At 63.4% G+C, this 26951-nt stretch carries 23 protein-coding genes; 5 read left to right on the top strand and 18 right to left on the bottom strand.

Going from position 1 to position 26951, the window contains the following annotated elements:
* Positions 1–21: 21 nt before the first annotated feature.
* The 4 genes from HF916_RS29025 to HF916_RS29040 form a co-directional block, all read right to left on the bottom strand.
* Complete coding sequence (locus HF916_RS29025) at positions 22–1215, bottom strand: acetyl-CoA C-acetyltransferase (RefSeq protein WP_168792355.1); 1194 nt, start codon at positions 1213–1215, stop codon at positions 22–24.
* Positions 1208–1984, bottom strand: a complete 777-nt coding sequence (gene can / locus HF916_RS29030; protein ID WP_168792356.1) for a carbonate dehydratase — start codon at positions 1982–1984, stop codon at positions 1208–1210. Before can ends, HF916_RS29025 begins: the two co-directional genes overlap by 8 nt.
* 94 nt (positions 1985–2078) lie before the next feature.
* Complete coding sequence (aceK, locus tag HF916_RS29035; RefSeq protein ID WP_168792357.1) at positions 2079–3917, bottom strand: bifunctional isocitrate dehydrogenase kinase/phosphatase; 1839 nt, start codon at positions 3915–3917, stop codon at positions 2079–2081.
* Between the two features lie 85 nt (positions 3918–4002).
* Complete coding sequence (locus tag HF916_RS29040; RefSeq protein ID WP_168792358.1) at positions 4003–4407, bottom strand: MerR family transcriptional regulator; 405 nt, start codon at positions 4405–4407, stop codon at positions 4003–4005.
* A 187-nt stretch (positions 4408–4594) separates the two neighbouring features.
* Here HF916_RS29040 and HF916_RS29045 point away from each other — a divergent pair, with 187 nt between their 5' ends.
* Positions 4595–5668: an MBL fold metallo-hydrolase gene (locus HF916_RS29045; RefSeq protein ID WP_168792359.1), complete on the top strand. Its 1074-nt coding sequence runs from the start codon at positions 4595–4597 to the stop codon at positions 5666–5668.
* A 77-nt stretch (positions 5669–5745) separates the two neighbouring features.
* Here the strand turns inward: HF916_RS29045 and HF916_RS29050 are convergent, their stop codons facing one another.
* The 7 genes from HF916_RS29050 to argS all read right to left on the bottom strand — a co-directional run bounded on the left by HF916_RS29050 (position 5746) and on the right by argS (position 14089).
* The gene (locus HF916_RS29050) at positions 5746–7332 is read right to left on the bottom strand and encodes an ABC transporter substrate-binding protein (RefSeq protein WP_168792360.1); all 1587 of its coding nucleotides are present in this window, start codon (positions 7330–7332) and stop codon (positions 5746–5748) included.
* A gap of 463 nt (positions 7333–7795) precedes the next feature.
* On the bottom strand, positions 7796–8929 hold the full coding sequence (locus tag HF916_RS29055) for an IS701 family transposase (protein ID WP_168788689.1): 1134 nt from the start codon (positions 8927–8929) through the stop codon (positions 7796–7798).
* 61 nt (positions 8930–8990) lie between these two features.
* Positions 8991–9809, bottom strand: coding sequence for a cobalamin-binding protein (locus HF916_RS29060; protein WP_168792361.1), 819 nt, complete (start codon positions 9807–9809; stop codon positions 8991–8993).
* Between the two features lie 3 nt (positions 9810–9812).
* Positions 9813–10592 carry an SDR family oxidoreductase gene (locus tag HF916_RS29065; protein WP_168792362.1) on the bottom strand — a complete coding sequence of 260 codons (780 nt, stop codon included), beginning with the start codon at positions 10590–10592 and terminating at the stop codon, positions 9813–9815.
* Between the two features lie 15 nt (positions 10593–10607).
* Complete coding sequence (locus HF916_RS29070) at positions 10608–11246, bottom strand: thiol:disulfide interchange protein DsbA/DsbL (RefSeq protein WP_168792363.1); 639 nt, start codon at positions 11244–11246, stop codon at positions 10608–10610.
* Positions 11247–11418: 172 nt separating this feature from the next.
* Complete coding sequence (locus tag HF916_RS29075) at positions 11419–12237, bottom strand: SPOR domain-containing protein (protein ID WP_168792364.1); 819 nt, start codon at positions 12235–12237, stop codon at positions 11419–11421.
* Between the two features lie 61 nt (positions 12238–12298).
* Positions 12299–14089 (bottom strand): arginine--tRNA ligase, encoded by a 1791-nt coding sequence (gene argS, locus HF916_RS29080; protein WP_168792365.1) that lies wholly within the window; start codon positions 14087–14089, stop codon positions 12299–12301.
* 445 nt (positions 14090–14534) lie between these two features.
* On the opposite strand from argS, the gene HF916_RS29085 reads away from it, so the two are divergent.
* Positions 14535–14861: a DUF1840 domain-containing protein gene (locus HF916_RS29085; RefSeq protein ID WP_168792366.1), complete on the top strand. Its 327-nt coding sequence runs from the start codon at positions 14535–14537 to the stop codon at positions 14859–14861.
* A gap of 143 nt (positions 14862–15004) precedes the next feature.
* Here HF916_RS29085 and HF916_RS29090 read toward each other — a convergent pair whose 3' ends face one another.
* The 7 genes from HF916_RS29090 to HF916_RS29120 form a co-directional block, all read right to left on the bottom strand.
* Entirely contained in the window at positions 15005–15214 is a 210-nt protein-coding gene (locus HF916_RS29090) for a hypothetical protein (RefSeq protein ID WP_012431543.1), read from the bottom strand.
* A 159-nt stretch (positions 15215–15373) separates the two neighbouring features.
* A complete protein-coding gene (gene metH / locus HF916_RS29095; RefSeq protein WP_168792367.1) occupies positions 15374–18091 on the bottom strand; it encodes a methionine synthase in 2718 nt (905 codons plus the stop codon).
* Positions 18092–18175: 84 nt separating this feature from the next.
* The gene (locus tag HF916_RS29100) at positions 18176–19246 is read right to left on the bottom strand and encodes a homocysteine S-methyltransferase family protein (protein ID WP_168792368.1); all 1071 of its coding nucleotides are present in this window, start codon (positions 19244–19246) and stop codon (positions 18176–18178) included.
* A 284-nt stretch (positions 19247–19530) separates the two neighbouring features.
* Positions 19531–19788, bottom strand: a complete 258-nt coding sequence (locus HF916_RS29105) for a BTH_I0359 family protein (RefSeq protein ID WP_007179533.1) — start codon at positions 19786–19788, stop codon at positions 19531–19533.
* 117 nt (positions 19789–19905) lie between these two features.
* Entirely contained in the window at positions 19906–20694 is a 789-nt protein-coding gene (locus tag HF916_RS29110; RefSeq protein ID WP_168792369.1) for an alpha/beta fold hydrolase, read from the bottom strand.
* A 199-nt stretch (positions 20695–20893) separates the two neighbouring features.
* The gene (locus HF916_RS29115) at positions 20894–22174 is read right to left on the bottom strand and encodes a DUF3108 domain-containing protein (RefSeq protein ID WP_168792370.1); all 1281 of its coding nucleotides are present in this window, start codon (positions 22172–22174) and stop codon (positions 20894–20896) included.
* Positions 22175–22443: 269 nt separating this feature from the next.
* Positions 22444–23343, bottom strand: coding sequence for an IclR family transcriptional regulator (locus HF916_RS29120; RefSeq protein WP_168792371.1), 900 nt, complete (start codon positions 23341–23343; stop codon positions 22444–22446).
* Between the two features lie 128 nt (positions 23344–23471).
* Here HF916_RS29120 and HF916_RS29125 point away from each other — a divergent pair, with 128 nt between their 5' ends.
* The 3 genes from HF916_RS29125 (at position 23472) to HF916_RS29135 (ending at position 26880) form a co-directional block, all read left to right on the top strand.
* Entirely contained in the window at positions 23472–24455 is a 984-nt protein-coding gene (locus HF916_RS29125; protein ID WP_168792372.1) for a fumarylacetoacetate hydrolase family protein, read from the top strand.
* Between the two features lie 252 nt (positions 24456–24707).
* A complete protein-coding gene (locus HF916_RS29130; RefSeq protein ID WP_168792373.1) occupies positions 24708–25943 on the top strand; it encodes an ABC transporter substrate-binding protein in 1236 nt (411 codons plus the stop codon).
* A gap of 49 nt (positions 25944–25992) precedes the next feature.
* Positions 25993–26880, top strand: a complete 888-nt coding sequence (locus HF916_RS29135) for an enoyl-CoA hydratase/isomerase family protein (protein WP_106282313.1) — start codon at positions 25993–25995, stop codon at positions 26878–26880.
* Positions 26881–26951: the final 71 nt, after the last annotated feature.

Below are 26951 nucleotides of genomic sequence, written 5' to 3' on the forward strand. Positions count from 1 at the left end.
AGAGCGCCGTGAAAACGCGGGTTAAACCAGTTCGATACCCATCGCCGTCGCTTCGCCGCCGCCGATGCACAGCGTCGCGACGCCGCGCTTCAGCCCCCGCTTCTTCAGTGCGCCGATCAGCGTGACAAGAATCCGCGCGCCCGACGCGCCGATCGGATGGCCGAGCGCACAGGCGCCGCCGTTCACGTTGACCTTCTCGTGCGGCAGATGGTGTTCCTTCATGGCCGCCATCGTCACGACGGCGAATGCTTCGTTGACCTCATACAGATCGACTTCGTCCGCGCGCCAGCCGTTCTTCTCGAACAGCTTGCGAATCGCGCCGACCGGCGCGGTGGTGAACTTCGCCGGTTCCTGCGCGAAGGTCGAGTGGCCGACCACGCGGGCAATCGGTTCGACGCCCAGACGCTTTGCCGTCGACTCGCGCATCATGACGAGCGCGGCCGCGCCATCGGAAATCGACGACGAGTTCGCTGCCGTCACCGTGCCGGTTTTGCTGAACGCGGGTTTGAGCGTCGGAATTTTTTCGAGGTTCGCTTTGAACGGCTGCTCATCGCGATCGATGGTGACATCGCCCTTGCGGCTCTCCACCTTCACCGGAGCGATTTCCCAGGCGAACGAACCGTCTTCGTTGGCGCGCTTCGCACGGTTGAGCGACTCGACGGCGAACGCGTCCTGCGCCTCGCGCGTGAAGTCGAACGAGGCCGCGCATTCTTCAGCGAAGGTGCCCATCAGACGGCCTTTTTCGTAGGCGTCTTCGAGGCCGTCGTAGAACATGTGGTCGATCACCTGACTGTGGCCCATGCGCATGCCGCTCCGCGCTTTGGGCAGCAGGTACGGCGCGTTCGTCATGCTTTCCATGCCGCCCGCGACGATCACGTCGACGGAGCCCGCCGCGAGCATGTCGTGCGCGAACATCGCCGCGCGCATGCCGGAGCCGCACATCTTGTTCACCGTGGTGCTGCCGGTGGCGAGCGGTAAGCCGGCGCCGAGCGCGGCCTGACGCGCCGGTGCCTGACCGAGACCGGCGGGCAATACGCAGCCCATCACCACTTCGTCGATCTGTTCGGGTTTCAGACCCGCGCGCTGCACGGCCGCCTGGATCGCCGCGGAGCCCAATTGCGGCGCCGTCAGCGCGGCGAAGTCGCCTTGAAATGCCGCCATCGGCGTGCGGGCCACGCCCACGATGACGATCGGATCAATCTTTGTCTCACTCATGTTTAAGCTCCTTGATTACGCCTTCGACGATAGCCGGCACGTCGCCGAGCTGAGCCGCATCGGCGGCGACCACGTCGTTCTCTGCCTGATGTGCGCCGCTGGCCGACACCGCCGCAACGCACTTCTGATAGGTTGCATCGAGCGCGCCCGGCTCGCCGATCGTCATGCCGAGATTGCGCACCTTGCCGTCATGCACGCCATACGCCCAGCCGTGTACCGTCAACTCCTGGCCGCGCGCCCACGCATCGTTGACGATGGTGGTGCGGCATACGTTCATCACCTGTTCGATCGCGTTCAGTTCGACCAGACGCCGGTGACGCGCCTCGCCGATCGGCCATTCCTCGATCAGCGCCGCATGTTTGGTGCGCACGTCCTGCACGTGATGCAGCCAGTTGTCCGCGAGACCCACGCGCCGGCCGTGCAGCGCCGCGCCGACACCCGAGCAGCCGTAGTGGCCGACCACCATGATGTGCTTGACCTTCAGCAGATCGACGGCGAACTGGATCACCGAGAGGCAGTTCAGATCGGTATGCACGACGACATTGGCGATGTTTCTGTGCACGAACACTTCGCCCGGCGGCAAGCCGATGATCTGGTTCGCCGGCACGCGCGAATCCGAGCAGCCGATCCACAGATACTCGGGCGTCTGTTGATGAGCGAGACGCGAGAAATACTCAGGGTCTTCGGACAGCTTGCGGGCGACCCATGCTTCATTGTTGTCGAACAGATGCGAGAGCGGATTGTCAGGAGTAGAAGCGTTCGTGTTCATGGTGCGTCTGGGCGGTTGCTCGACCGATTGACCGGTCGATGTCGTTACATAAGGTTCGGACGAGGCAGTCAACACTGCGAGCGGCGTATGAGCTTCACGCGGCCCTCACGCTGCGCGCGTCGGCTGGCGCATCCGGCGCGGGCGATGCACGGCCGGCGGCATCGGCAAAGCGTTCCGGATAGCGCATACAGAAGCGCGCGCTGTCGTCGTACGGGAAAAAGTCGGGCAGTTCGCCTTTCAATAGATGATCCTTGTGCCGTTGCCATAGCGCGGGATCGAAGAAGTCCGCGTGATGCTGCATGAAGGAACGGCGCACGCGTGGATCGCCGAGCAGAAATGTGCCGTACGTTTCCGGGAAGATGTCGTGCGGGCCGACCGAGTACCACGGCTCGCCCGACATTTCGTCCTCCTCGTTACGTGGCGCCGGCACCGCGCGCACGTTGCAGTCGGTCAGATATTCGATTTCGTCGTAGTCGTAGAACACGACGCGGCCGTGACGCGTCACGCCGAAGTTCTTGTAAAGCATGTCGCCTGGAAAGATGTTCGCCTGCATCAGTTCCTTCACCGCATTGCCGTATTCCTTGATGCCGTGCTCGACGTCCTCGTCGTTGCCGTTCTGCAGAAACAGATTGAGCGGCACCATGCGGCGCTCGATATACATGTGTCGAATCACGAGGTTGTCGCCATCGTATTCGAGCAGCGAAGGCACTTCCTTTTCGAGTTCACGCATCAGCGCTTCGTTGAGCCGCGAGACGGGCAGCGCGACGCTCGAATATTCGAGCGTGTCGGCCATGCGGCCCAGACGGTCGTGTCGTTTGACGAGCTGATACTTGCCCTGGATCTGCGCACGCGTGGTTTCTTTCGGCGGCGGGAAGTTGTCCTTGATCAGCTTGAACACGTACGGAAACGACGGCAACGTGAATACCAGCATCACGAGCCCCTTGATGCCGGGCGCGATGATGAACTGATCGCTCGAATGCGAGAGGTGGTGCAGCAGGTCGCGATAGAACAGATTCTTACCCTGCTTCTGCAAACCCACCGACGTATAGATTTCCGCCTTCGGTTTGCCCTGCATGATGGTGCCGAGAAATTCGACGTAAGCGGACGGCACTTCCATATCCACCAGGAAGTACGAATGCGAAAAGCTGAAAATGATCAGCAACTGTTCACGCTTGAGCAGCACGGTGTCGAGCGCGAGCACGCCCGGCTTCACGTGACGCAGTGGCACGGCGAACGGCAGCAGCAAATCGCCGTTGATGATCCGTCCGACGATATACGCCGACTTGTTCCGGTAGAACAACGACGAGAGCACGTGAATCTGGAAGTTGGGCGCTTCGTCGAACACGCCGAACGCGTCGTGGATCGTCTGCATCACGCAGCCGACGTCGCGCGTCAGGTCTTCGAACGACGCCTCCAACTGGAAGTTGGTGACGATGCGTTCGAGCGTCGCCGCGAGTCCGTCTTTGCCAGGATAGTACGCACGGTAAGTCGGCTTCGCGGCCGGCTCGTCGTTCTCGATGTATTCGGTCGAGATGGCCGGGCGCACGAAAATGAAGTCGTTGTTGAAGTACGAGCGGTGCAGGATCTTGCAGCACACCGAATTGAAAAACGTTTCCGCGCACTCCGGCTGGCGGTGCGTGGTCAACAGGCCAATGTAATGCAGCTTGATCTGCTGCCACACTTCGCTGTCGATTTTTTCCGCGTCGTATTCGTCTTCGAGCAGTTCGACGCATTCGTCGACGCGCTCGTCGTATGAAGTAATGCGATCGCGCGCGAGCTTCTGCAGACCGTGCCAGTCCGCTTTCTCAAAGAGCGTCTTGGCGTGGATCGCGGCGTCGCGAAAGACCCGGTAATGCCGGTCGAATCCTTCGAGCATGGTCTGCGCAAGGTCAAAGCCGATCTGCGACGACAGCAGTTTGGGGAAGTGATTCATGTCGACCGTGCATTCGCCTCATGTCGTGAAGACACCCGTGATTGTATCGTTCGGGTGGACCTGCGACGCATCGCGCCGCGATTGTTCAGGCCGGCTTGGCTTCGCGCGCGCCGCTTTCCAGCAGCGCGCGCGCCTGGGTTTCGTATTGCGCGAGGTCTTCGAGCGTCGCGTTCAGGTCTTCCAGTTGACGTTCGAGCACTTCGCGATGACGCGCCACCGTGGCGAGGAATGCGTGCAATTGCGGCACCGTGTCGGTCGGCGACTCGTACACGTCCAGCAGGTCGCGAATCTCCGACAGCGTGAAGCCGAGCCGTTTGCCGCGCAACGTGAGCTTCAGGCGCGTTCGGTCGCGGCCCGAATAGACGCGCCGCAAGCCGCTCGATCCCTCGCGGCTCGGCGAGAGTAAACCCTGGTCTTCATAGAAGCGGATGGCGCGCGGCGTGACGTCGAATTCCCGCGCGAGCTCGGTGATCGTGTATTGCGTGTTCATCGGGGCATTCCGTGGCCGGGCAGAAAATCGGATTGAACGATAGAATCGACGTTTACGTTATCGTCAACTTGAGTTGAACGCAACCAGGCGCAGTACGGCGGCGGTACGTCACTCGCACGCCGCAACCACGCCGACCGGCATCGCATACCTCGCCATGCCCGACGGCCGACGGAGGAAGACACCCACAATGAATGCACTCGAACATCAACTCGACTACCCGTTCGGCGACACCTTGCCGGACGCGGGCCAGGCGATGGAAGTCGCGCCAGGCGTGTTCTGGCTGCGCATGCCGCTGCCTTTCGCGCTGGATCACATCAACCTTTGGCTGCTGCGCGACGAAATCGACGGCCAGCAGGGCTGGACGGTGGTCGATTGCGGCATCACCTCGGACACGATCAAGGAGAACTGGGAGAAAGTGTTCGACTCGGTGCTCGACGGCCTGCCGGTGCTGCGCGTAATCGTCACGCATTGCCATCCCGATCACATCGGCCTCGCACACTGGATCTGCGCGGGCGGCGACCAAAAGCGCTGGGACGTGCGGCTATGGATGACGCTCGGCGAATACATGCAGGCCCGCGTGATGGCTGCCGGCGACGGTTCGAATGCGGGCGGCGAGGGCGCGGCGCGGCACTTCGCGCGCCACGGCGTGACCGACGAAGAGTCGCTTGAGAAACTGCGCAATCGCAAGAGCTATTACGCGAGCCTCGTGCCGGCGATTCCGGGGCAGTATCGCCGTCTGCGGGAAGCCGACGGTGTGAAGATCGGCGGCAAGACGTGGCACGTGGTGACTGGCTTCGGCCATTCGCCGGAGCACTGCGCGTTGTTCTGCGAAGAGACCGGCGTGCTGATTTCCGGCGACATGGTGCTGCCGCGCATTTCGACTAACGTGTCGGTGTTCGATATGGAACCGGAAGGCACACCGCTCGCGCTGTATCTGGAGTCGCTCGGCCGCTATGAGACGATGCCGGAAGACACGCTCGTGCTGCCGTCGCATGGCAAGCCGTTTCGCGGCGTGCGCACGCGCATCCGGCAATTGCGCGAGCATCACGACGCGCGTCTAGCCGAAGTGCGAGAGGCGTGCGCGGAGAAACCGCAGAGCGCCGCGGATATCGTGCCGCTGATGTTCAAGCGACAACTGGATATTCATCAGATGACGTTTGCGATGGGTGAGGCACTGGCGCATTTGCATCTGCTGTGGCTGGCGGGGGAGTTGAAGCGCAAGCAGGATGCGGATGGGGTGATTCGGTTTTCGCCTGCGTGATCGAGGCGGTGTGTCGATAAAAAAGCCCGGTGCTTTCGCAACCGGGCTTTCTTCCGCAGGTTCAAACGCGAACGCGATTACTGCACCGACACCGCTCCGAAGTTCTGCCGCCCAAACGGACTCACGTGATAACCACTCACATTCGTGCGCGTGATCGCCGCAGCAGTCGGATACCCCAGCGGAATCCACAGTGCCTGATCGTGAATGATCTGCTGCGCCTGTTCATACGCCTTCGCGCGCTTGGCCTGATCCGGCGTTGCCTTGCCGTCGGCGATCAATTTGTCCAGATCCTGATCGCAGAACCGCGCAAAGTTGATCCCCGACTTCACCGCGTTGCAACTGAATAGCGGCGACAGGTAGTTGTCCGGATCGCCGTTGTCGCCGGCCCAGCCCATGAAGAGCGAATCATGCTGGCCAAGCTTGGCCTCCTTGATCAACTCGCCCCATTCGATCACCTTCACGTCGGCCTTCACGCCGATCTTCGCGAAGTCGGCTTGCAGCAGTTCGGCGCCGGCCTTCGGATTCGGATTCAGCACGCTGCCGTTCGGCCGCACCCAGATCGTCGTTTCGAAGCCGTTCGGATAGCCTGCGTCGGCGAGCAGCTTCTTCGCCTTCGCCGGGTCGTACGGCCATCCCTTCACGCCCTTGTCGTAGCTCCACGTGTTCGGCGGATACGGGTTCACGGCCGGTGTCGCCGTGTTGTCGAACACGGTTTTCAGATACGTGGTGCGGTCGAACGCCATGTTCAGCGCGGCGCGCACCTTCTGGTTGTCGAGCGGCTTCTTCTGCGTGTTCAGCGCGACGAACGCCGTCATGAACGCGGGCGTCTGCACAATGGCGAGCGACTTGTCGCCCTTCGCTTCAGCGAGATCCTGCGGCTTCGGCGACAAAGCGATCTGGCATTCGCCGGCCTTCACTTTCTGCGCCCGCACCGTGGCGTCCGGCGTGATCGCGTAGATCAGGCGGTCGATCTTCGGCTTCGGGCCCCAGTAGCTTGGGTTCACGTCGTAGCGAATCACTGCGTCTTTCGTATAGCTCTTCAGTTCGAACGGACCGGTGCCGATCGGCTTCGAGTTCAGATCGACCTGCTTGCCGGCCTTGAGTAACTGGTCGGCGTATTCGGCCGAATAGATCGAGGCGAAACCCATCGTCAGGATCGACACGAAGGTCGCGTCGGGCGCGTTCAACTCGAACTTGACGGTGTTGTCGTCGACTTTGCTGATCGACTTGATGAGCTTCGGCAGACCCATCGACTGCGCATGCGGGAAGCCACTCGCGCCCGCCACCTTGTGCCACGGGTTGCTGTCGTTGAGCATGCGGTCGAACGTGAAGACGACGTCGTCGGCATTCAGAGCACGGGTGGGCTTGAAGTAGTCGGTGGTCTGGAACTGCACGTTCGGACGCAGATGGAACGTGTAGGTGAGGCCGTCGGCGCTCACGTCCCACTTGTCGGCCAGCGCCGGCACCACTTTCTTCGCGGCCTCGTCGTACGAGACCAGCGAGTTGAAGATCACGTCGGCCGACGCATTGGTCGTGACGAGCGAATTGAACTGCACGACATCGAAGCCGTCAGGGCTCGACTCGGTACAGACGGTCAGCGGTTTGGCGAGCACGAGCGCGGGCGCCGTGAACAGTACGGCGGCTGCGAGCAGTTTGAAGCGCATAGGATCTCCCATAACAAGCGCAGTCAGGCAGTGCGTCTGGTTGTGTGGTTATGTTCCGTTGACGAAGGACGGGCGGCCTTCCGGCGTAGCCGTCGTCTTTATTGTGATACGTTTCCGGCGCTGGCGCATGGGTCGGCTGGTGCCGCCAACGCGCGCGTGGGCCTTCGCGAAAGCTTATCGAAGGGTGGTTGCGGCGACAACAACATAATCCGCATATCCATATGGAGCGGGCGGGCCGGGCTTGCGTCGCGGCGTCCTTATTCGCGCTTAGTACTACAGCCGTAGATAAAACAAAGCAGGAGGTACGCAGCCGCGGCGCCGGTAGTGACACTGCTGGGCGCGGTACTGGTGCCTGCGCCGCCATGCCGACCAGGCCAGGACGTACTCGATGGAGTGAGCTCCGCGCCATAGGAGGCGGCACAGTAGCCGGCGGATCTCCTGCACACTGAGCGGCACCGAATCTTCAGGTGTTTTTTTTGGCGCGCACCCGCAGGGTGACGAGCGCGGCATGGGCCAGCAGCGCCAGCGTGATGTGACGGTACCAGCCCTGCCATTGGCGTACCTCGTATTGATCGAGCCCGCATTCGCCTTTGGTTGCCTCGAAGCCGGTTTCGATTTCCCACCTGCGGCCCGCGACGTTGACCAGGGTTTGCCGTGTGGCTTTGCTGCGCGGGGCGTATACGACGTAATACGCATGCTCGCGTTGCTCGTCCAGGCTGCGCCGCACCAGCAGGTAATGCCCGAAGCGGCGCTCTTCTGTGGTGATCTGCAGACGCCACAGCGGAGTCAACGCCCAGTCATACAGGCGCTCGCCTTTGGCGCCGGCACCTGCTGACAGGCGTCGCCATGCCCGTGCCGGCAAGGCTTCGGCGATCCGGTCGGACCGTACGTAGTCGGGACCCTGCCACCACAGGGGTTCGTTCTTCGCGACGGCCAGTACGAAAGACTGGCCGCGCGACTCGAGCCACAGCCGCAGGTGACGGTCGCCGCCGTAGACTTCATCACCCGTGACCCAGCCGCACGGCACACCTGCGTCCAGCGCCCGCTCAAGCATGCTGCGCGCGAGCTGCGGCTTCGTTGCAAACTCCACCGCCTTGGGAATGCCCGCTGCCTCGCAGCGCACACGGTCATCGGTCCACGCCTTGGGCACATACAGTTCGCGGTCGATAAACGCGCTGCCGCCGCGACCGGCATAGCAGAGGAACACGCCGATCTGGCTGTTCTCGATACGGCCTGCGGTGCCACTGTACTGGCGTTGCACACCGGCCGAGTGCTGCCCCTTCTTGACGAAGCCGGTCTCGTCCACAACCAGCACCGCGTCGCGCTCGCCCAGTTGTTCAACGACGTACTCCCGGAGCACATCGCGCGCGCCATCCGCATCCCATTGCGCCCGCTCGAGCAGGTGCTGCACGCCATCAGGCGTTTCTTCGCCGATCCATTCGGCGAGTTGCCAGCCGTTCTTGCGCTCGACTGTGCCCAGCAGGCCCTTCAGGTAAGCGAGAGACCGATGTCGGGGCTCGGGTCGCCTGAACAGTTCTCCGAGCCGCTGATGTAGCGCCTCCAGTTCACGCTCCCACGCTATTGCCGTCGAATGCATCGCTTTCTCATGTAGTAGTACTAAATATTGTTAGTATAGTAAAAAATCTACGGCTGTAGTATTAGGCCGCCGCGGCGCGCTGCAGCAGATAAGCGATGCCTTCGATCGCGCGCACGCCGTACCACGACACCATTTCCCCATCGATCAACTCGATACGCTTGCCGGCCAGCCGCGCGTCGCGTTTCAGTGCGTCGCAATGGACCTGTGTGAAGCGAAACGGCTCGCTGGAGAGCAGGATGCGGTCGACCTGGGCGAGCCACGGCGCGGTGTCGAAGTCGAGTGTCGGGTAACGCGCGGCGCCTGCCGCGCCGCCTTGCACGACCGGCAGCGTGTGCCAGTTCACGAGCCGCAGCATCGTCGAGATATAGGTGTCGCGCGCCACGGTCATCCACGGCTCGCGCCAGATCAGATACAGCACGTTTTGCGGAGTGAGCGCATGCGCCGCCGCTTCGCGAAGGCGGGCTTCGAGCGCTTCGCTCAGGCGCCGCGCTTCCTGCGTACGATCGAAGATCGCGCCCAGCAGCGTGTAGAGCGCCAGATTGTCCCGCGGTGTCCGCGGATGCGTCACGACGATATGCGGCACGAACTCGCGCAATTGCTCGACGGTATCGCGCTCGTTTTCGTCGATATTGACGATCAGATGAGTGGGGCGCAACGCACGAATGGCGTCGAGATTCACGGCCTTGGTGCCACCGACCTTGCGTACCTGCCGCACCTTGTCGTGGGGATGCACGCAAAAGCCGGTGCGGCCGACAATCTGCCTGTCGAGACCGAGCGCGAACAGCAGTTCGGTGATGCTCGGCACCAGCGAAACGATGCGCGCCGCGGCGCCTGCTGGATCGTGCGCGACGCCGGCTGCATCGACCGCACGGGGTGGCATGGCTTACTCGGCTTCGGTGGCGGCGCGCGGCTTGCGCGGCGCGCGCTCGAAAGCGCGGTCGTAGAGCCAGCGCGGCAGCACGTGCAGCAGCATGGCCACCACGCGCATCTGCCAGGGAAACACCGCGAACGCCGTTTGACGCTCGATCGCCTGCGCCACCTTGACCGCGAAACGGTCGGCGTCCATCAGGAACGGCATGGTGTATGGGTTGTGCTCGGTCATCGGCGTGCGGATATAGCCGGGCGCAATAGTGACCACGCCGACATCATGCGGCCGCATTTCGACGCGCAACGCCTCCAGATACTTGAGCGCCGCCGATTTCGACGCGCTGTACGCGCCGGAGCCCGGCAAGCCGCGCACACTGGCGACGCTGGCGATACCGACCAGCGTGCCGCGTTTCGCGGCGATCATCGCGGCGGCGAACGGCTCGAAGGTGGCGACCATGCCGAAGTAGTTGATGTCCATCACTTCGCGGAAGGTGCGCAGGTCGCCGTGGCCGGTGACCGCGCCGCGGCTGATGCCGGCGTTAGCGATCACGACATCCGGCAAGCCGTGCCGCGCGATGAACTGCGCGGCTGCATCGGCGAGCGCTTCGGCGTCGCGTACGTCGACGGAATAGATGGAGACGGTGTTCTGCGGATGGGACTGCTGGAAGGCGGCGAGAGCGTCGCCGCGGCGGGCAACGAGGCCGAGAATCGCGCCGCGCCGCGCATAGTCGGCGGCGAGCGCGAGGCCTATGCCACTCGAGGCGCCGGTAATGAAAACCTTCAGCGGTGAACTCATTCCGGCGCCTCGGCTTTACATCTTCTTGGCGCGGACCTGCGCGACCAGATAGTCCAGCACCTGGATCGTGCCCGGCAGGCTGTTGGTCGCGGCGGGGCCGGTTTCATACTTGCCCTGCACGGCCAGCGTCGGCACGCCGTCGATCTTGTAGTCGTCCAGCAGCTTCTTGTCCTTCTGCAGCGCGCTTTGCGTCGAGAACGAGTTGTACGCGTCCATGTACTTCTTCGGATCGACGCCGTTCTTCGCGAGGAATTTGGCCTGATCTTCCGGCGTCAGCAGATAGTCTTTGTTGACGTGGATTTCATTGAAGACCTTCGGCGTGAGCTGCGTGGCAAGGCCGAGCGCATCGAGCGCGTGATACATCTTGGAATGCGGAATGAAGTCGTCGCGGAAGGCGACCGGCACGCGCTTGAACACCACGTCCGGACCTTGTTTCTTCACCCACGCTTCGAGGTACGGGTTGAATTCGTTGCAGTGCGGACAGCCGTACCAAAAGAATTCGGTGACTTCGATCTTGCCGGCGGGGACGTCCGTAGGCTGCGCGGTGGGCAGCACGGTGAAATCCTTGCCCGACACCGGCGCGGTTGGCGATGCCTGTGCCGCGGCGGCGACGAGGCCCAGCGAGAGGAACAGAATGCTCAGCAGTTTCTTCATGTTGTGTTGACCCAAGTAGGCGTAAAGCGGTGGCGCCACGCAAATGCCCGTCACCGTCTTCAAAATTCGGCGTTGGACGGTTTGAACCGTCCGTCGTGCTTGTGACACGCGCCGCACGCCGATAGTTCGGCGGCGGCGCGTCCCGGCAAATCACCGTAGATTTATTGTTGGCTTATTGCTTCGTGAAGCGGATCACTGCGGTATCCACGCCCGCGTCCGACAAACGCTGACGGCTCGAATTCATGTCTTCGAACTTCGAGAACGGCCCGATACGCACGCGGTAATACGTGACGCCGCCGGCATCGCGCTGCGTCACTTTCGATTCGAAGCCCTGGAAGGCGAGACGCGCGCGCTGCTGTTCGGCGTCTGCCGTGGTCTTGTATGCGCCGACTTGCAGGAAGTAGCCAGTGTTCGCATCACCCGGCGTCGGCGCCGCGCCCGAACCGGGCTTGGCGTTGGCGGCCGTGGCGGACGAACTGCTCTTCGGCGCCGACCCTGCCGCAGTGGCGGCCGGCGCGCTGGAGGCTTGCGGCTTCTTCGGCGGCGCGGTGGCCGTGCCGTTGCCGTTATCCTGCGCGGGCTTCGGCGCAACGGCCGTGCCGTTCGCGTTGCCGCTGTTGCCGTTGGCGGGCGGCACTTCGACGATCTGCGGTTCTTCCAGCATGCCCGACTGCGTCTGCGAGTTGGTCTGGCCCGGCGCGGTGTTCGGCGGCGACGGCTGCGCGGCTTGCGGCACCGGTTGACCCGGCGTCTTGCCTTGCAGCGGACGGTTCGGATCGTATTGCGGCTGAGTCGCGCCCGAATCGGACGCCGCGGGCGGCGCTACTTTCGAGACGAAGGGCGTGGGCGCACGGGTGATATACAGCGCCACCACTACCGCGATCGCAAGGCCGACGATCAGGCCCAGCACGATGCCGAGAAAAGTCCCCCCGGTTTGTTTCGATTGCTTTGTTGTGCGGCGTGGTTTTGCCATCGTATGAATCACCTGCAAAAAGAATCCTGGAACGGCCGTCGATTATAACGACGGCCGCATGCATGTTGCGCCGGAGGACTTACATCTTGACGGGAGCGGAGACGCCGATCGTCGCGAGACCGTTGGCCAGCACTTGACGCGTGGCCGCGAGCAGCGCGACGCGTGCATTGCGCTCGGCCGCATCGTCGACCAGCACGCGCTCGGCTCTGTCATTGTAGAACGAGTGGAATTCCCCGGCGAGGTCGCGCAGATAGAACGCGACCGCGTGCGGCGCGAGTTCCTCGGCGGCGTGCTGCAGCATGTCCGGGAATTCGGCGAGCTTGTTCAGCAGAGCCATGGCGCGTTCGCTGGTGAGCGGCGACACGTCCACGTCCGCCAGCGTGCTTTCGTCCGTGCTGTAGCGCACCTTGCTCTCGGCGATGACCGAGCAGATCCGCGCGTGCGCGTACTGCACGTAATGCACCGGATTCTCGTCGTTCTGCTTCAGCGCGAGGTCGATGTCGAACACGAATTCCGTGTCGGCCTTGCGCGAGATCAGGAAAAAGCGCACGGCGTCGCGGCCACGGCGAATCGTTTCCTCGTCGATCAGATCGACGGCGGTTTCCGAGCCCGGCGTCGCGCCGCCCGACCATTCGATCAGGTCGCGCACCGTCACGTAGCTGCCGGCGCGCTTGGAGATTTTCACCTCTTCGCCGTTGCGCATGACCGTGACCATCTTGTGCAGGATGTAGTCGGGATAGCCCTTCGGAATGCCGACGCCGAGACCCTGCAGGCCGGCGCGTACCCGCGCGATCGTGCCGTGGTGGTCCGAGCCCTGAACGTTGATGACCTTGGTGAAGCCGCGTTCCCACTTGGCGACGTGATAGGCGACATCCGGCACGAAGTACGTGTAGGTGCCGTCGCTCTTGCGCATCACGCGGTCTTTGTCGTCGCCGTCGTCGGTGGTGCGCAGCCACAGCGCGCCTTCCTGTTCGTAGGTCTTGCCGGCGCCGATCAGCGCCTCGACGGTCTTCTCGACCCGGCCTTCCTTGTACAGCGACGACTCCAGGTAGTACTGGTCGAACTTCACGCCGAACGCCTGCAAGTCCATGTCCTGCTCGCGGCGCAGGTACGTCACGGCGAAGCGGCGGATCGCTTCGAGGTCGTCGACGTCGCGCGCGCCGGTGACCGGCTCGCCGTCGCTCGCGGCCACGGTGGCGCCGTTCAGATAGTCTCGCGCGATCTCGGCGATGTACTCGCCGTTGTACGCCGAAGCCGGCCAGCCTTCGACGCCGGGGGCGAGGCCGCGCGCGCGTGCCTGAGTCGACAGCGCGAGCGTCTGGATCTGCACGCCGGCATCGTTGTAGTAGAACTCGCGGTGCACGTCATAGCCTTGCGAGGCCAGCACGTTCGAGAGCGCGTCGCCGAGCGCGGCCTGACGGCCGTGGCCGACGTGCAGCGGGCCGGTCGGGTTGGCCGAGACGAATTCGATCAGCACGTGTTTGCCGGCGTCGTGTTGCGAACGGCCGAAGGCCTCTTTCTCGGCGAACACGGCGGCGATCACCGCCTGCTTGGCAGCGGACGCGAGGCGCAGGTTGATAAATCCGGGTCCGGCCACTTCAGCGGCTTCGACGAGGCCCTTGGCTTGCGGCTGCGCGAGCAGCGCGTCGACGATTTGCTGCGCCAGTCGGCGCGGATTGGCGCGCAGCGGCTTGGCGAGTTGCATCGCCACGTTGCACGCGACGTCGCCGTGCGCGGCGACCTTGGGGCGCTCCAGCGTGATGGTGGGCGACACGAACGCGGCTTCGCTCGCGCCTTGCGAGGCGGTCGCGACCTGCTTCACCGTGTCGGCGAGCAGGGTTTCGAGGGTAAGTTTATGTGCAGGCAGCATGCTTGTTGCGAGTCCAGTGAGGCAATCCGGTGATGCGGGAGAGGCGCCGGCCGCGCGCGAGGCGCGACCGGTTCGTCAGAAGCGTGGAAAGCGGCATGCGTTTGCCGAAGCGCGGCGGGCGCACTGGGTGCGAGACCAGGCACGTTGCCTGCGACGCATCAAGCACGATGCACACGGCTGCCGTCACACTGGCTGCCGCGGCTGGCAGCGGCGGTACGCGGGTTGCGTTCAACCGGCCCAGCCACGTCACCCGCCCTTCGCCGCGCGGTGCATTGCGGCACGCTTTTCCGTCCAGACGGATTTTAGCAGGTGCTAATATGTTCAATGAGATGCCCAACAAGGGCCGTGGCCGCTGCGCCTGATCGGCGAGCCAACGTAACGCGCGCTGGCAGCCGCCTCTCCGCCGCTCGCGCGCTTATCCAACATAACGAAAAAGGGAACAGTCATGTTGATTACTTTCAAATGCCGCGCCAGCCCAGACGTGATGATGCTGGAAAATCTTGCACAGTATCTGGTCGGCATCGTCGGCAAGCGGCTGGGTGAACGCGGCGTCATCACTCACGACGAACTGGGCCCGGCCATCGAGAAACTCGAAGCAGCGATTTCCGTCGACAAGCAGGAACGTGCCGAGCACGACGGCCATTTCCACGAAGGCGAAGACGGCCACGAGCATCACGAGATTCCGCCGGGACTCGCGCAACGCGCGTACCCGTTCCTCGACATGCTGCGCGCAGCGCGGAAGGAAAACGCGGATATCGTCTGGGGTCTCTGATCTCACGCTGGTCCGCCGGTCGCGGCGCTTTCGATAGAGCCGCGGCGTCCGGCGGCGCGAACCTTGCGCATCAATGAAAAGAGCCCGCACAATGCGGGCTCTTTGTCATTCAGAGATCCGGCCGACCGGTGCTGCCGTGCTGCTTACTGGCTGGCGGCGTCCGCCGGCGCGGCTGCGGGAGCCGACGCACCCTTCTTCGCTTTCTGTTTCTTCGGTTTCTTGACGTGTTTCACCGTGGGCGGCGAATACGAACTGACCGAACTGGAGCCGCCAGGCGCGGCAGGCTGGGCCAGCGCCGCTGTGGCGCCCAAGGCAAGCGAAACAGCGGTCAACAACAGCGTCAGCTTCTTCATACGATTTTCTCCGTTGACGATTGCAATTAGTAAGCCGACGCGTTTTGGCCGCGTCTGGCGGGGTCAAGCCGCCTCAGTCTACAAAGCCGAAAATTACGCTGCCGCAAATATTCAGTCTTTCAAGCCCGATATAGTGGGGTTCCCGCCACGCCCGACGGCTTACAGCAAAGGCGCCAAGGCCCGTTCCGCATCCGTTTTCGACAGCGACATGCGGTTTGCGTAGTCTTCGAGTTGATCCTGGCCGATCTTGCCGACGGAGAAGTAAGTGCTGTCCGGATGCGCCAGATAGAAGCCGGAGACGCTCGCCGCCGGCAGCATGGCCAGCGATTCCGTCACGCTCATACCGATTTCGGTGGCTTGCAGCACGTCGAACATGTCGCGCTTCACCAGATGGTCCGGGCAGGCCGGATAGCCGGGCGCCGGTCGGATGCCGTGGTACTTTTCCGCGATCAGGTCGTCGTTGGAGAGCGTTTCGGCGTTCGCGTAGCCCCACAGGTCGCGCCGCACGCGCGCATGCAGCGCTTCGGCGAAGGCTTCGGCGAAACGGTCGGCGAGTGCCTTCAGCATGATCGCGCTATAGTCGTCGTGGTCCTTCTCGAACTGCTTTTCCTTCACGTCGACACCTAGACCCGCCGTCACCGCGAACATGCCGATGTAGTCGGCCACGCCCGATTCCTTCGGCGCGATGAAGTCGGCGAGCGACCGGTTCGGCCGCATCACGCCGTCCACCACCGGACGCACGCTTTGCTGACGCAGGTTGCGCCATGTGAGCGCGACTTCCGAGCGCGATTCGTCCGTGTAGATTTCGATGTCGTCGTCGTTCACGGTGTTGGCCGGCAGCAGCGCGATCACGCCGTTCGCTTGCAGCCAGCGGCCCTGGATCAGACGCGTGAGCATCGACTTGCCGTCCGAGAACACGCGCCGCGCCGATTCGCCGACGATCTCATCGTTCAGAATGGCCGGATACGGACCCGCCAGGTCCCACGTCTGGAAGAACGGAGCCCAGTCGATATAGTTGGCCAGTTCGCTCAGATCGAAATTCTTGAACACGCGGCGGCCGATGAACTTCGGCTTGACCGGCTGATAACTCGCCCAGTCGACCTTGGTCTTGTTGGCGCGAGCTTCGGCCAAAGTCACCATGGGCTGCGCCTTCTTGTTGGCGTGCTGAACGCGGATCCGGTCGTAATCGGACTTGAGTTCGTCGAGGTACTTTGCCGCGCCTTCGTCGGACAGCAGGCTCGACGCCACGGAGACCGAGCGCGACGCGTCCGGCACGTAGACCACGGGCCCTTCGTAGTGCGGCGCGATTTTCACTGCGGTATGCACGCGCGAAGTGGTCGCGCCGCCGATCAGCAGCGGAATCTTCTTGATGCGGAAGTAGTCGTCACGCTGCATTTCCGAGGCGACGTACGCCATCTCTTCGAGGCTCGGCGTGATCAGCCCGGAGAGCCCGATGATGTCCGCGCCTTCGACCTTCGCCTTCGCGAGAATGTCGTTGCAGGAGACCATCACGCCCATGTTGACCACTTCGAAGTTATTGCACTGAAGCACCACCGAGACGATGTTCTTGCCGATATCGTGCACGTCGCCCTTCACCGTGGCGATGACGATCTTGCCCTTCGCCCGCACGTCGGCGCCGGCTTCGGCCATCAGCTTCTTTTCTTCCTCGATGTACGGAATCAGATGCGCGACGGCCTGCTTCATCACGCGCGCCGACTTCACCACTTGCGGCAGGAACATCTTGCCCTGACCAAACAGGTCGCCGACGATGTTCATACCGTCCATCAACGGGCCTTCGATCACGTTGATCGGGCGGCCGCCTTCCGCGGCGATCCTCGCGCGGACTTCTTCGGTGTCTTCGACGATGAAGTTGGTGATGCCATGCACGAGCGCGTGCGACAGACGCTTCTCGACCGGCTGGTTGCGCCACTCGAGGTTCTCTTCCTTCTTCGCGGCGCCGGTTTTGAACTTGTCGGCGATTTCGAGCAGCCGGTCGGTGCCGTCGTCACGGCGGTTCAGCACGACGTCTTCGACGCGTTCGCGCAACTCCGGATCGAGGTCGGCATACACGCCGAGCTGGCCCGCGTTGACGATGCCCATGTCCATCCCCGCCTGGATCGCGTGATAGAGGAACACGGTGTGAATCGCTTCGCGCACGGGATCATTGCCGCGGAACGAGAACGACACGTTCGACACGCCGCCGCTGATCTTCGCGTACGGCAGATTCAGTTTGATCCAGCGCGTCGCGTTGATGAAGTCGACGGCGTAGTTGTTGTGCTCTTCGATGCCGGTCGCGATCGCGAAGATGTTCGGATCGAAGATGATGTCTTCCGGCGGGAAGCCCACTTCGTTCACCAGGAAGTCATACGAGCGCTTGCAGATTTGCGTCTTGCGTTCGAACGTGTCGGCCTGGCCCTTTTCGTCGAAGGCCATCACCACCGCGGCCGCGCCGTAGCGGCGAATCAGGTTCGCGTGATGGCGGAATGCTTCTTCGCCTTCCTTCAGCGAGATCGAGTTGACGATCGCTTTGCCTTGCACGCACTTCAGACCCGCTTCGATCACTTCCCACTTCGACGAGTCGATCATGATCGGCACGCGCGCGATATCCGGTTCCGACGCGATCAGATTCATGAAGCGCACCATCGCCGCTTTCGAATCGAGCATCGCCTCGTCCATGTTGACGTCGATAACCTGCGCGCCGTTTTCGACCTGCTGGCGCGCGACCGCGACCGCGTCGTCGAACTGGTCGTTCAGGATCATTCGCGCGAACGCCTTCGAGCCGGTCACGTTGGTGCGTTCGCCGACGTTGATGAAAAGCGTCCCGGACGTGACGTTGAACGGCTCGAGGCCGGCAAGGCGCATGGTGTGATCGGTCATGGCGTATGTGCTCGTTTGCTGCGATTAGGTGCGTCGTGTTCGATGGCGGAGGTGCGGCGCCTGCTCAGCGAGGCGCCGCTCGACTCAGGCTGCGTCGCGGTATTGCGTCGGCCATTGGCGCGGCTTCACTTCGGCCAGCGCCTGAGCAATCGCCGCAATATGCTCCGGCGTCGTGCCACAGCAACCGCCGGCGATATTCACCAGCCCGGCCTGTGCGAATTCCTTCAGCAAGCCTGAGGTATCCGCGGGCAGTTCATCAAAGCCCGTATCGCTCATCGGATTCGGCAAGCCCGCGTTCGGATAGCACGACACATACGTGTCGCACAGCTTGGCCAGTTCCGCGATATACGGGCGCATCAATGCCGCGCCCAACGCGCAGTTCAAACCGAACGTGAGCGGCTTCGCATGACGCAGCGAGTTCCAGAACGCTTCGACCGTCTGACCCGACAGAATGCGGCCCGACGCATCGGTGACGGTGCCGGAGATCATGATCGGCAAACGCTCGCCAGTGTCTTCGAACAGTTCGTCGAGCGCGAACAGTGCGGCTTTCGCATTGAGCGTGTCGAAAATGGTCTCGACGAGGAACAGATCGGCGCCGCCGTCGAGCAAAGCCTTGGCCTGCTCGTAGTAGGCCGCGCGCAGTTCGTCGAACGTCACGTTGCGCGCGCCCGGATCGTTCACGTCGGGGGAAATGCTCGCGGTCTTCGGCGTCGGTCCGATCGCGCCGGCGACGAAGCGCGGCTTGTCGGGCGTCGAATACTTGTCGCAAGCGGTGCGGGCGAGTTTCGCCGACTCGAGATTCATCTCGATGGCGAGCGCTTCCATGCCGTAGTCCGCCTGGGCGACCGTGGTTGCACCGAACGTGTTGGTTTCGATGATGTCTGCGCCCGCCGCCAGGTACTGCTCGTGAATCTCGCCGATGATCTGCGGTTGCGTGATCGACAACAACTCGTTGTTGCCCTTGATGTCGCGCCCGTAGTCCTTGAAGCGTTCCCCGCGATAGCGGGCTTCGTCGAGCTTGTAGCGCTGGATCATCGTGCCCATTGCGCCGTCCAGGATCAGGATGCGCGACTTGAGCAGCGCGGGCAGCGCCGTGCCGCGCGTGTAGGCGGCGTCGGGGCGGACTGGCGTGGCGGTTTGAGCGGGCTGGTTCATGGCGGACGAGGGCTTGCGCCGGCTTTTTCGGGAAACCTGTCATTGTAGCCGCTGCCAGACAGATCCGCCCGGCGCGGGATGAGCAGCCGCCTTTGGCTGTCGAGGCGCCGCATGATCAAGAGCGGGAAAGCAGCGTGACAAAGAAAACGGCCCAGCGAGGCAAAAGCCTGCTGGGCCACTTCATATTTGCCGACCGTCTTGTAAAAGCCGCCTGCGTGTCCACTTACGGGGGCGGACGGCGCGGTCGATGTATGTCGCCAAAAACGCTAAGCCGAACCTCGCGGTTAGTGAAGAATCACCGGTTGATGCATCAGGCTGTCGAACTGGCCGAGGAATTCGTCTACTTCATCCAGCGACGGTTCCTCTTCAATCAGCTTCTGCACGTGCTCGCGAAAACGCGCCGCCATTGCTCCGTCGATATAGATCTCACGCTGCATGTTTTTGTCGACGATCTCGTAGCCGCCTGACTTCATGGCCAGCGGGCCTTCCTGCGGCGGAAACTCGACGACACAATAATTGGGGCTGTTGTAGATCATTTGCATGGCGACACTCCTTATTTCCGTTGGCTCCTGGCCATTCCTGCGCCATAGGTGGAGCGTATGGTTTGGAATTCAAGGGGTGGGTCCGGATTGACGCTTGTCAAGTTCCGAACCTACCGGTTAGACCGGCCTTTCAAGAAACGTTTCAAGCAGTCCAGCAAAACGGTGAGATTGCTCGATGGGCGCGAGATGAGCGGCATCCAGCAGTTCGAAACGTGCGCCTTCGATGGCGTCTGCTATTGCCTGTGTGGAAGCAGGCAGCGTGCCCGTGTCGTGGCGGCCCGCCACGGTCAATGTTGGGCATCGAATTGCTCCCAGCTTACTGCGTACGTCGAAATCGCGCAGGGCTTCGCACGCCATGGCGTAGCCTTCTGGCAACGTGTGGGCTAACACATCGCGGATCTGCTCGACCGCTTCGGGGTGCGCGGCCTGAAAATCGGGGGTCAGCCAGCGGCTCAAAGTCGCGGGCACGAGCGACGCCATGCCCCCGTCGCGGGCCGCCGCGGCACGCTGATCCCACGTGGCTCGGGCTTCCTGCGGCGTGCCGCCGCTGCTGTCGGCGATCGTCAAGGTATCGACGCGCGCGGGATGATCGAGTGTGAATTGCTGCGCGATCATGCCGCCCATCGACATGCCGACCAGATGCGTACTGGGTGCGTCGAGTGCATCGAGCAGCGTGACGAGATCGTGTGACAGATCGGCGATGCCGAAGGGCGCGCCGGATGCGGCGGTCTTGCCGTGGCCACGCACGTCGTAGCGCAGCACGGTGTAGTCGTCGCGGAAATAGCCGGCGAGCTGATCCCACACGGACAAATCCCCGCCAAGCTGATGGATGAACGTCAGCCACGGACCGCCGCCCTCGTTGCTCAGCACATAGCGCGTCTCGATACCGTTGATGTTCACTTGCATGCGGGCTCCTTTGAAGGGGAACGCAGTGGAAGGGTCCATTCGCGCGCTGAGTGCCACTTGGCCACTTCACTTGGCGACTTGCTTGCCGGGCTGATCTATATACGCAGCATAGGCGCGAACGGTTGCAGCAGGTGGCGCGAGTCAGGCTCGTTGCGGAAGTTTCTCCGATCCGATCGAAACGCTGTCCGAGTTCGTGGATTCAGGGTTTGATGATGCCGGGGTCGGTCGGATCGACCGGCGAAGAGGGCGTGGTCTCGGGCGTAACTGCCGATGCGGCCGGAGCCGAAGGGCTGGTGGAATTGTCAGGAGACGCTGTGGCCGCGCCGCCATTGCTGTTGGGAGCGCTGCCAGCCGAGTCGACATTGAGCTTGCCGCGCCACACCAGTTCGAATTGCGTGCCGTTCGGTTCCGTCTGAATTATGCGCGCAGGCAACCAACCGAGCGACGGCGCGAGCCACACGTCGATGCGGCGTAAATCGCCGTCATGGCGGGGCAGGCGTTTGAAATGACGCGTGTCGAGGAAACCTTGGGCCGTGCGGATGGTTTCGTCGCCGATCGTCTCGACCGGCCAGTTCTCGCCGCTATCGTTATCGACCACGAAGAACTGGCGCGTCACGCCCGGCTTGTAGGCGCCCGGGTCGCCGCGCACGAGGCTGGCAAGTTGCATCACCATGCTGAAACGGTCCTGCGCGCCGTCGGGCAACGGCAGGGTGGCCGGGGTGCGCGTAAAAGCGATCTTCTTATCGGCGCGGTTGAAGATCGCGATGTCTTCCGCCCGGCGGCCGCGTTTTTCGACGTATTGGTCTGGAGCGAGGCCGAAGGCGTCGATGCGACCATGGCTCGAATACACGAAGGTGCCGACGAAAGGCAGCGGCACGGAGACCACCATTTCATAACTTTGCGCGTTGCTGCTCCAGTGGATCGTGCCGGGCTGGTTGCGCACGCCGTTGTAGAACGTGTCGTACTGCAACTCGCCCGATGGCGGGACGGAGAACTTCACACCGGGCGACGCTTGCGGCGCGCTCGCGGCAGCGGGCGCGCTGGCGGCGCCGGCGGTGCTGGCGGCGGTGTTGGGTGCTGTGTTGGCGCTCGACGCTGCAGCCGGAGCGCTTGTGACGGCGTCCGATGCCGCAACAGGTACCGCCGGCGCGGCTTGCTTTGCCGATTGCAGGGCAGTCAGCACATGTTCGCGCGGCTTGCTCGCCGTGGCGTGGCGCGCGGGCGCTGGTTCAGGCGCGGGCGACGCGGCGGCCGGTTTGCGTTCGATACGTTCGGGCGTCAGTAATGCGACTTGCACCGGCACATGCTCGTTGTCGGAGGGATTGAGGTTCGCGCGATTGCGCTCGACCCATTGCGCCGCGATCCAGTGCAAAACCGCCACGATCAGCAGCACCACGATCCAGCGCCACACGCGCAAACCGGTGCGCGGCCCGCTGGGCGGCGTGCGATCGGAACGGCGGGTGGCGGGGGCTGAGGACATCGGTCAGTGAATGTGTGCGGGCAGAAAGCTTCGGGATCGACGAGCAGCGCGTGCGAGCGGCGGTGAATACGACAAAGGCGCCAGGCCTGATGCCTGATGCGTACAAGACCGGCAGCGAACCGATTCGACCGCGCCGCCGCGAGCGATGTTCCGCGCCGATGAAAACACGCGCACGTTCAAGACCCGTAAGCACATGCGGCGCCGTGCCGCCGCCGCGCTGACCGAGTCCGCTTCAGAGCCTGCGATCACCACGCGCTCAACGCGCCGCATCACGCCTGTTCGTCGCGCGGCGACGCACTATACCCCAGCTCATACGAGAGCTTTTCTGCGCACTCGCGCAATGCGGTATCGATCTCGCCGCCCCAGCGAATATCGAACGCGCCTTCATGACCGAGCGCGACGAGGCCGAGCGCGAGTTCGCCGGTCGAGTCGAACACCGGCATGCAGAACGCGTGAATGGTCGGCAGCAACATGCCTTCGACGCGCGCCGCCTGATGCTCTCGCACTTGCGCGAGGACCCGTTCGACTTCGTCGCGGGTGCGCGGGCCGCCCGTATGCGACGAACGGCGCGAGTCGGCCAGTTCACGTTCGAGCATTGCGGCGGTCTTGCTCGACGGCAGATACGCGGCGAACAACAGACCGGTGGCGGAACCGAGCAGCGGCATCACGTCGCCGAGTTTGAGGGACGCCTTTGCCGGATAGCTCGATTCCATCCAATGCACCATGGTCGGCCCCTGATTGCCCCATACCGCGATGCCGACCGTGAGATCGAGCCGGTCGCGCAATTCGGACAGCGCGATGCGCGCGAGCTTGACGCCGTCGACGCGAGCGAGCCGCGCGAGTCCCAGTTGCAGCGCGAATCCGCCCAGCTCGTAACGGCCCGACAGGGGGTCTTGTGACACCACACCGAGGCGCAGAAAACTCACCAGATAGCGATGCGCTTTCGCCGGGCTCATGCCGGCACGCTGCGCGAGATCGCGCAGCATCATGGCGCGCGGCTCGTGGGTCAGCACATCGAGCAACTTGAAGCCGACTTCGATCGACTGGATGCCCGAGCGCAGCTTTTCCTCGCCGTTCTCGCCACCTTCGTCGTCGGGTTCGTTCGGGTCGAGCGGTTCAGCGGAGTCAGCGTCGGTGCGGATGGCGCCGGAGCGGGCATTTGGAGGCATGAGCGAGGCGCACGCAGCGCATTCAAAAAGTGACACACGGATGAGGCGGATCGCAGGCACTTGGGCCGCGCCGATTCACCATCGTAGAATAGATTCCTTCTATCGTCACTAACACGGTTCATTCCTCTATGAAACTTGCCACGCTGAAGGACGGCACGCGCGACGGCCAGCTGATCGTCGTGTCCCGCGACCTGCACACCGCGGCTGTCGCCGACGCGATCGCGCCCACGTTGCAGCGCGTGCTCGACGATTGGGCCTTCTACGCGCCGCAATTGCAGGATCTGTACGACGCGCTCAATCAGGGCCGCGCGCGCAACACCTTCCCGTTCGACGCCAAGGACTGCATGGCGCCGCTGCCGCGCGCGTTCCAGTGGGCCGACGGCTCGTCGTATGTGAACCATGTCGAGCTGGTGCGGCGCGCGCGCGGCGCGGACATGCCGCCGGAGTTCTGGACCGATCCGCTGATGTACCAGGGCGGCAGCGACGACTTCATCGGCCCGAAAGACGACGTGCTGTGCGCGTCCGAAGCATTCGGCATCGACTTCGAGGCGGAAGTCGCCGTGATCACCAGCGATGTGCCGATGGGCGCCACGCCCGACCAGGCGCTCCGCAGCGTGCGTCTGATCACGCTCGTCAACGACGTGTCGCTGCGCAATCTGATTCCCGCCGAGCTCGCGAAGGGCTTCGGCTTTTTCCAGAGCAAGCCGGCCACGTCGTTCGCGCCGGTCGCAGTGACGCCCGACGAACTCGGCGAACACTGGCGCGAAGGCCGCGTGCATCGGCCGATGATCGTCCACTGGAACAACAAGAAAGTCGGTCAGCCGGACGCCGGCACCGACATGGTGTTCCACTTCGGCCAGTTGATCGCGCATGCGGCGAAGACGCGCAATCTGCGCGCGGGCGCGATCGTCGGCTCGGGCACGGTGTCGAACAAGGACGCCAAGCGTGGCTATTGCTGTATCGCCGAGAAGCGCTGCCTCGAAACCATCGAACACGGCGCGCCGCAGACCGAGTTCATGAAGTACGGCGATACGGTGAAGATCGAGATGTTCGACGAAGCGGGCAAGTCGATTTTCGGTTCGATCGACCAGGGCATTGCGCCGCTGGATTGACGCACTGCTTTTGTGCGGAACGCGGCGTCCGAACCGCGTCCGCAGCGCGCCGCGCTGGATTCGAAAGGGTTTCGCCCGATGCCGCGGCGAATGCGCGCGGCTACACTGACTGGCGCGACGGCATGGCCGGGGTGGCCGACTGCGGGTTCATCGCAGGACCGTCGCGAAGCCGCGTGTGAACAACGCGTGAGCAGGGCATGAGCCGGGACATCGGCAGCACATCAAAACGAAAAACCGACGTGAGGAGACAGCATGCCGCGAATCGAATCCCTTGAACCCGAAACCCGGCGCGCTCGCGCGTCCAGCCACTCGCGCCTGACGCCCTCGCGCGATCGCCTCGCGCGTCGTGCCGTTGCGCTATGCGCGGCGCTGGCCGGTGTATTGCCCGGCATCGCGTTGGCGCAGGTGAAAATCGGCCTGGTGTTGTCGCTCACCGGACCGGCCGCTTCGCTCGGCATTCCCGCGCGCGACACGGTTGCGCTGCTGCCCAAACAGATCGGCGGTCAGAGCGTCGAATACATCGTGCTCGACGACGCATCCGATACCACGCAGGCCGTGCAGGACACCAAGAAGCTGATCTCCGAAAATCACGTCGATGCGATCATCGGTTCGTCGATCACGCCGAATTCGCTCGCGATGATCGATGTGGTCGCCGAAGGTCAAACGCCGATGATCTCGCTGGCGTCATCGGCGAAAATCATCGAGCCCGTGGATGCGAAACGCCACTGGGTCTTCAAGACGCCGCAAACGGACGCGATGATGGCGTCGGCGATTGCCGAACATGCCAGCCTGCACGGCGTCAAAACCATCGCGTTCATCGGCCAGGCCGACGCGCTCGGCGAGACTTTCTATACCGAGGTCGCGAAATTCGCGCAACTGCATCACATCGAGATGGTGGCGAGCGAACGCTTCAATCGTACCGATCCGAGCGTGACCGGCCAGGTCCTCAAGATTCTCGCGACGCATCCCGACGCGGTGGTGGTCGGCGCGGCCGGCACGCCCGCCGCCTTGCCGCCGAAGACGCTCAGGGAGCGCGGCTACAAAGGGATGATCTATCACAATCACGGAGTCGGGAATAACGACTTCCTGCGCGTGTGCGGCGCCGATTGCAATGGCACTTTCCTGCCCGCCAGTCCGGTGCTGGTCGCCGCGCAATTGCCGGCGGATCATCCGGCCAAGCGGCTCGCGCTCGACTACATCGCGCGCTTCGAAGCAGTGCGCGGAGCGGGCAGCGTCTCGGCGTTCGGCTCGTATACTTGGGACGCGGGCATGTTGCTCAACAACGCCGTGCCGATCGCGCTGAAAAGCGGCGCGCCGGGCACGCCGGAATTTCGCCGCGCGCTGCGCGATGCGCTCGAAGCGACACGCGGTTTCGCGGATACCAACGGCGTCGTCAACATGAGCGCCACGGATCACCTCGGGCTCGATCAGCGGGCGCGTGTGATGGTCGAAATCAAGAATGCGAAGTGGGTTTATCAGCCGCGTTGAATGAACACGGCACGGTTCAACCGACACACCGATACACGGATTGCTCATCATGTCTCAGGCACCACACCGTAACGACGCGTTCTACGCGCACTATCAGTCGCTTCAGTTGCATCGCCATCCGCATGGTGTGCTCGAAGTCGTGATGAGCGGCGAGGGCGCCAACAAGAGCGCGCTTGCCACTGCCAACGCGCGCATGCACTTCGAACTCGCCGAGATCTGGCGCGACATCGACCGCGATCCTGACACGCGCGTCGCGATCATTCGCGGCGAAGGCAAGGGCTTTTCGGCGGGCGGCGATTTGCAACTCGTCGAAGACATGGCGACCGATTTCGACGTGCGGGCGCGGGTGTGGCGAGAGGCACGCGATCTCGTCTACAACGTGATCAATTGCAGCAAGCCGGTCGTCTCGGCCATGCACGGACCGGCGGTGGGCGCGGGGCTCGTCGCGGGGCTGCTCGCCGACATCTCGATCGCGACGAAGACGGCGCGGATCATCGACGGCCATACGCGTCTGGGCGTGGCCGCGGGCGATCACGCGGCGATCGTCTGGCCGCTCCTGTGCGGCATGGCGAAGGCCAAGTACTACCTGATGCTGTGCGAGCCGGTGAGCGGTGAAGAGGCGGAGCGCATTGGTCTCGTCTCGCTCGCCGTCGACGAAAACGATCTTCTGCCCAAAGCATTCGAAGTTGCGCAGAAGCTGGCCAACGGCTCGCAAACGGCGATTCGCTGGACCAAGTACGCGTTGAACAACTGGCTGCGCTCGGCGGGGCCGGCGTTCGATACGTCGCTCGCGCTGGAATTCATGGGCTTTGCCGGGCCGGATGTGCGCGAAGGCGTGAACTCGCTGCGCGAACGGCGCGCGCCGGATTTCGGCGGCGCCGACCCGTGGCGCGGTCAGCCGTCGAACGGCGGCGCGACAGGCGGCGAGCGCTCCTGAGGCCGCCTTCCGCACGGTATGATCGAAACAGACGCGCGCGGGACGGCGCCCCTTCCTTACCGCTTCTTCTT

Source organism: Paraburkholderia aromaticivorans (assembly GCF_012689525.1).
In the GTDB taxonomy this organism is placed as follows: Bacteria; Pseudomonadota; Gammaproteobacteria; order Burkholderiales; family Burkholderiaceae; genus Paraburkholderia; species Paraburkholderia aromaticivorans_A.

Excerpts from the sequence above, each read along its gene's own strand:
- HF916_RS29135 (WP_106282313.1), top strand. The coding sequence starts at position 25,993 with ATGTCTCAGGCACCACACCGTAACGACGCGTTCTACGCGCACTATCAG.
- HF916_RS29070 (WP_168792363.1), bottom strand. The coding sequence starts at position 11,246 with ATGAAGAAACTGCTGAGCATTCTGTTCCTCTCGCTGGGCCTCGTCGCC.
- argS (WP_168792365.1), bottom strand. The coding sequence starts at position 14,089 with ATGCTGCCTGCACATAAACTTACCCTCGAAACCCTGCTCGCCGACACG.
- HF916_RS29085 (WP_168792366.1), top strand. The coding sequence starts at position 14,535 with ATGTTGATTACTTTCAAATGCCGCGCCAGCCCAGACGTGATGATGCTG.
- HF916_RS29100 (WP_168792368.1), bottom strand. The coding sequence starts at position 19,246 with ATGAACCAGCCCGCTCAAACCGCCACGCCAGTCCGCCCCGACGCCGCC.
- HF916_RS29115 (WP_168792370.1), bottom strand. The coding sequence starts at position 22,174 with ATGTCCTCAGCCCCCGCCACCCGCCGTTCCGATCGCACGCCGCCCAGC.
- HF916_RS29060 (WP_168792361.1), bottom strand. The coding sequence starts at position 9,809 with ATGCCACCCCGTGCGGTCGATGCAGCCGGCGTCGCGCACGATCCAGCA.
- metH (WP_168792367.1), bottom strand. The coding sequence starts at position 18,091 with ATGACCGATCACACCATGCGCCTTGCCGGCCTCGAGCCGTTCAACGTC.
- HF916_RS29065 (WP_168792362.1), bottom strand. The coding sequence starts at position 10,592 with ATGAGTTCACCGCTGAAGGTTTTCATTACCGGCGCCTCGAGTGGCATA.
- HF916_RS29045 (WP_168792359.1), top strand. The coding sequence starts at position 4,595 with ATGAATGCACTCGAACATCAACTCGACTACCCGTTCGGCGACACCTTG.
- HF916_RS29105 (WP_007179533.1), bottom strand. The coding sequence starts at position 19,788 with ATGCAAATGATCTACAACAGCCCCAATTATTGTGTCGTCGAGTTTCCG.
- aceK (WP_168792357.1), bottom strand. The coding sequence starts at position 3,917 with ATGAATCACTTCCCCAAACTGCTGTCGTCGCAGATCGGCTTTGACCTT.
- HF916_RS29040 (WP_168792358.1), bottom strand. The coding sequence starts at position 4,407 with ATGAACACGCAATACACGATCACCGAGCTCGCGCGGGAATTCGACGTC.
- HF916_RS29125 (WP_168792372.1), top strand. The coding sequence starts at position 23,472 with ATGAAACTTGCCACGCTGAAGGACGGCACGCGCGACGGCCAGCTGATC.
- HF916_RS29055 (WP_168788689.1), bottom strand. The coding sequence starts at position 8,929 with ATGCATTCGACGGCAATAGCGTGGGAGCGTGAACTGGAGGCGCTACAT.
- HF916_RS29110 (WP_168792369.1), bottom strand. The coding sequence starts at position 20,694 with ATGCAAGTGAACATCAACGGTATCGAGACGCGCTATGTGCTGAGCAAC.
- HF916_RS29025 (WP_168792355.1), bottom strand. The coding sequence starts at position 1,215 with ATGAGTGAGACAAAGATTGATCCGATCGTCATCGTGGGCGTGGCCCGC.
- HF916_RS29090 (WP_012431543.1), bottom strand. The coding sequence starts at position 15,214 with ATGAAGAAGCTGACGCTGTTGTTGACCGCTGTTTCGCTTGCCTTGGGC.
- HF916_RS29120 (WP_168792371.1), bottom strand. The coding sequence starts at position 23,343 with ATGCCTCCAAATGCCCGCTCCGGCGCCATCCGCACCGACGCTGACTCC.
- HF916_RS29130 (WP_168792373.1), top strand. The coding sequence starts at position 24,708 with ATGCCGCGAATCGAATCCCTTGAACCCGAAACCCGGCGCGCTCGCGCG.
- can (WP_168792356.1), bottom strand. The coding sequence starts at position 1,984 with ATGAACACGAACGCTTCTACTCCTGACAATCCGCTCTCGCATCTGTTC.
- HF916_RS29050 (WP_168792360.1), bottom strand. The coding sequence starts at position 7,332 with ATGCGCTTCAAACTGCTCGCAGCCGCCGTACTGTTCACGGCGCCCGCG.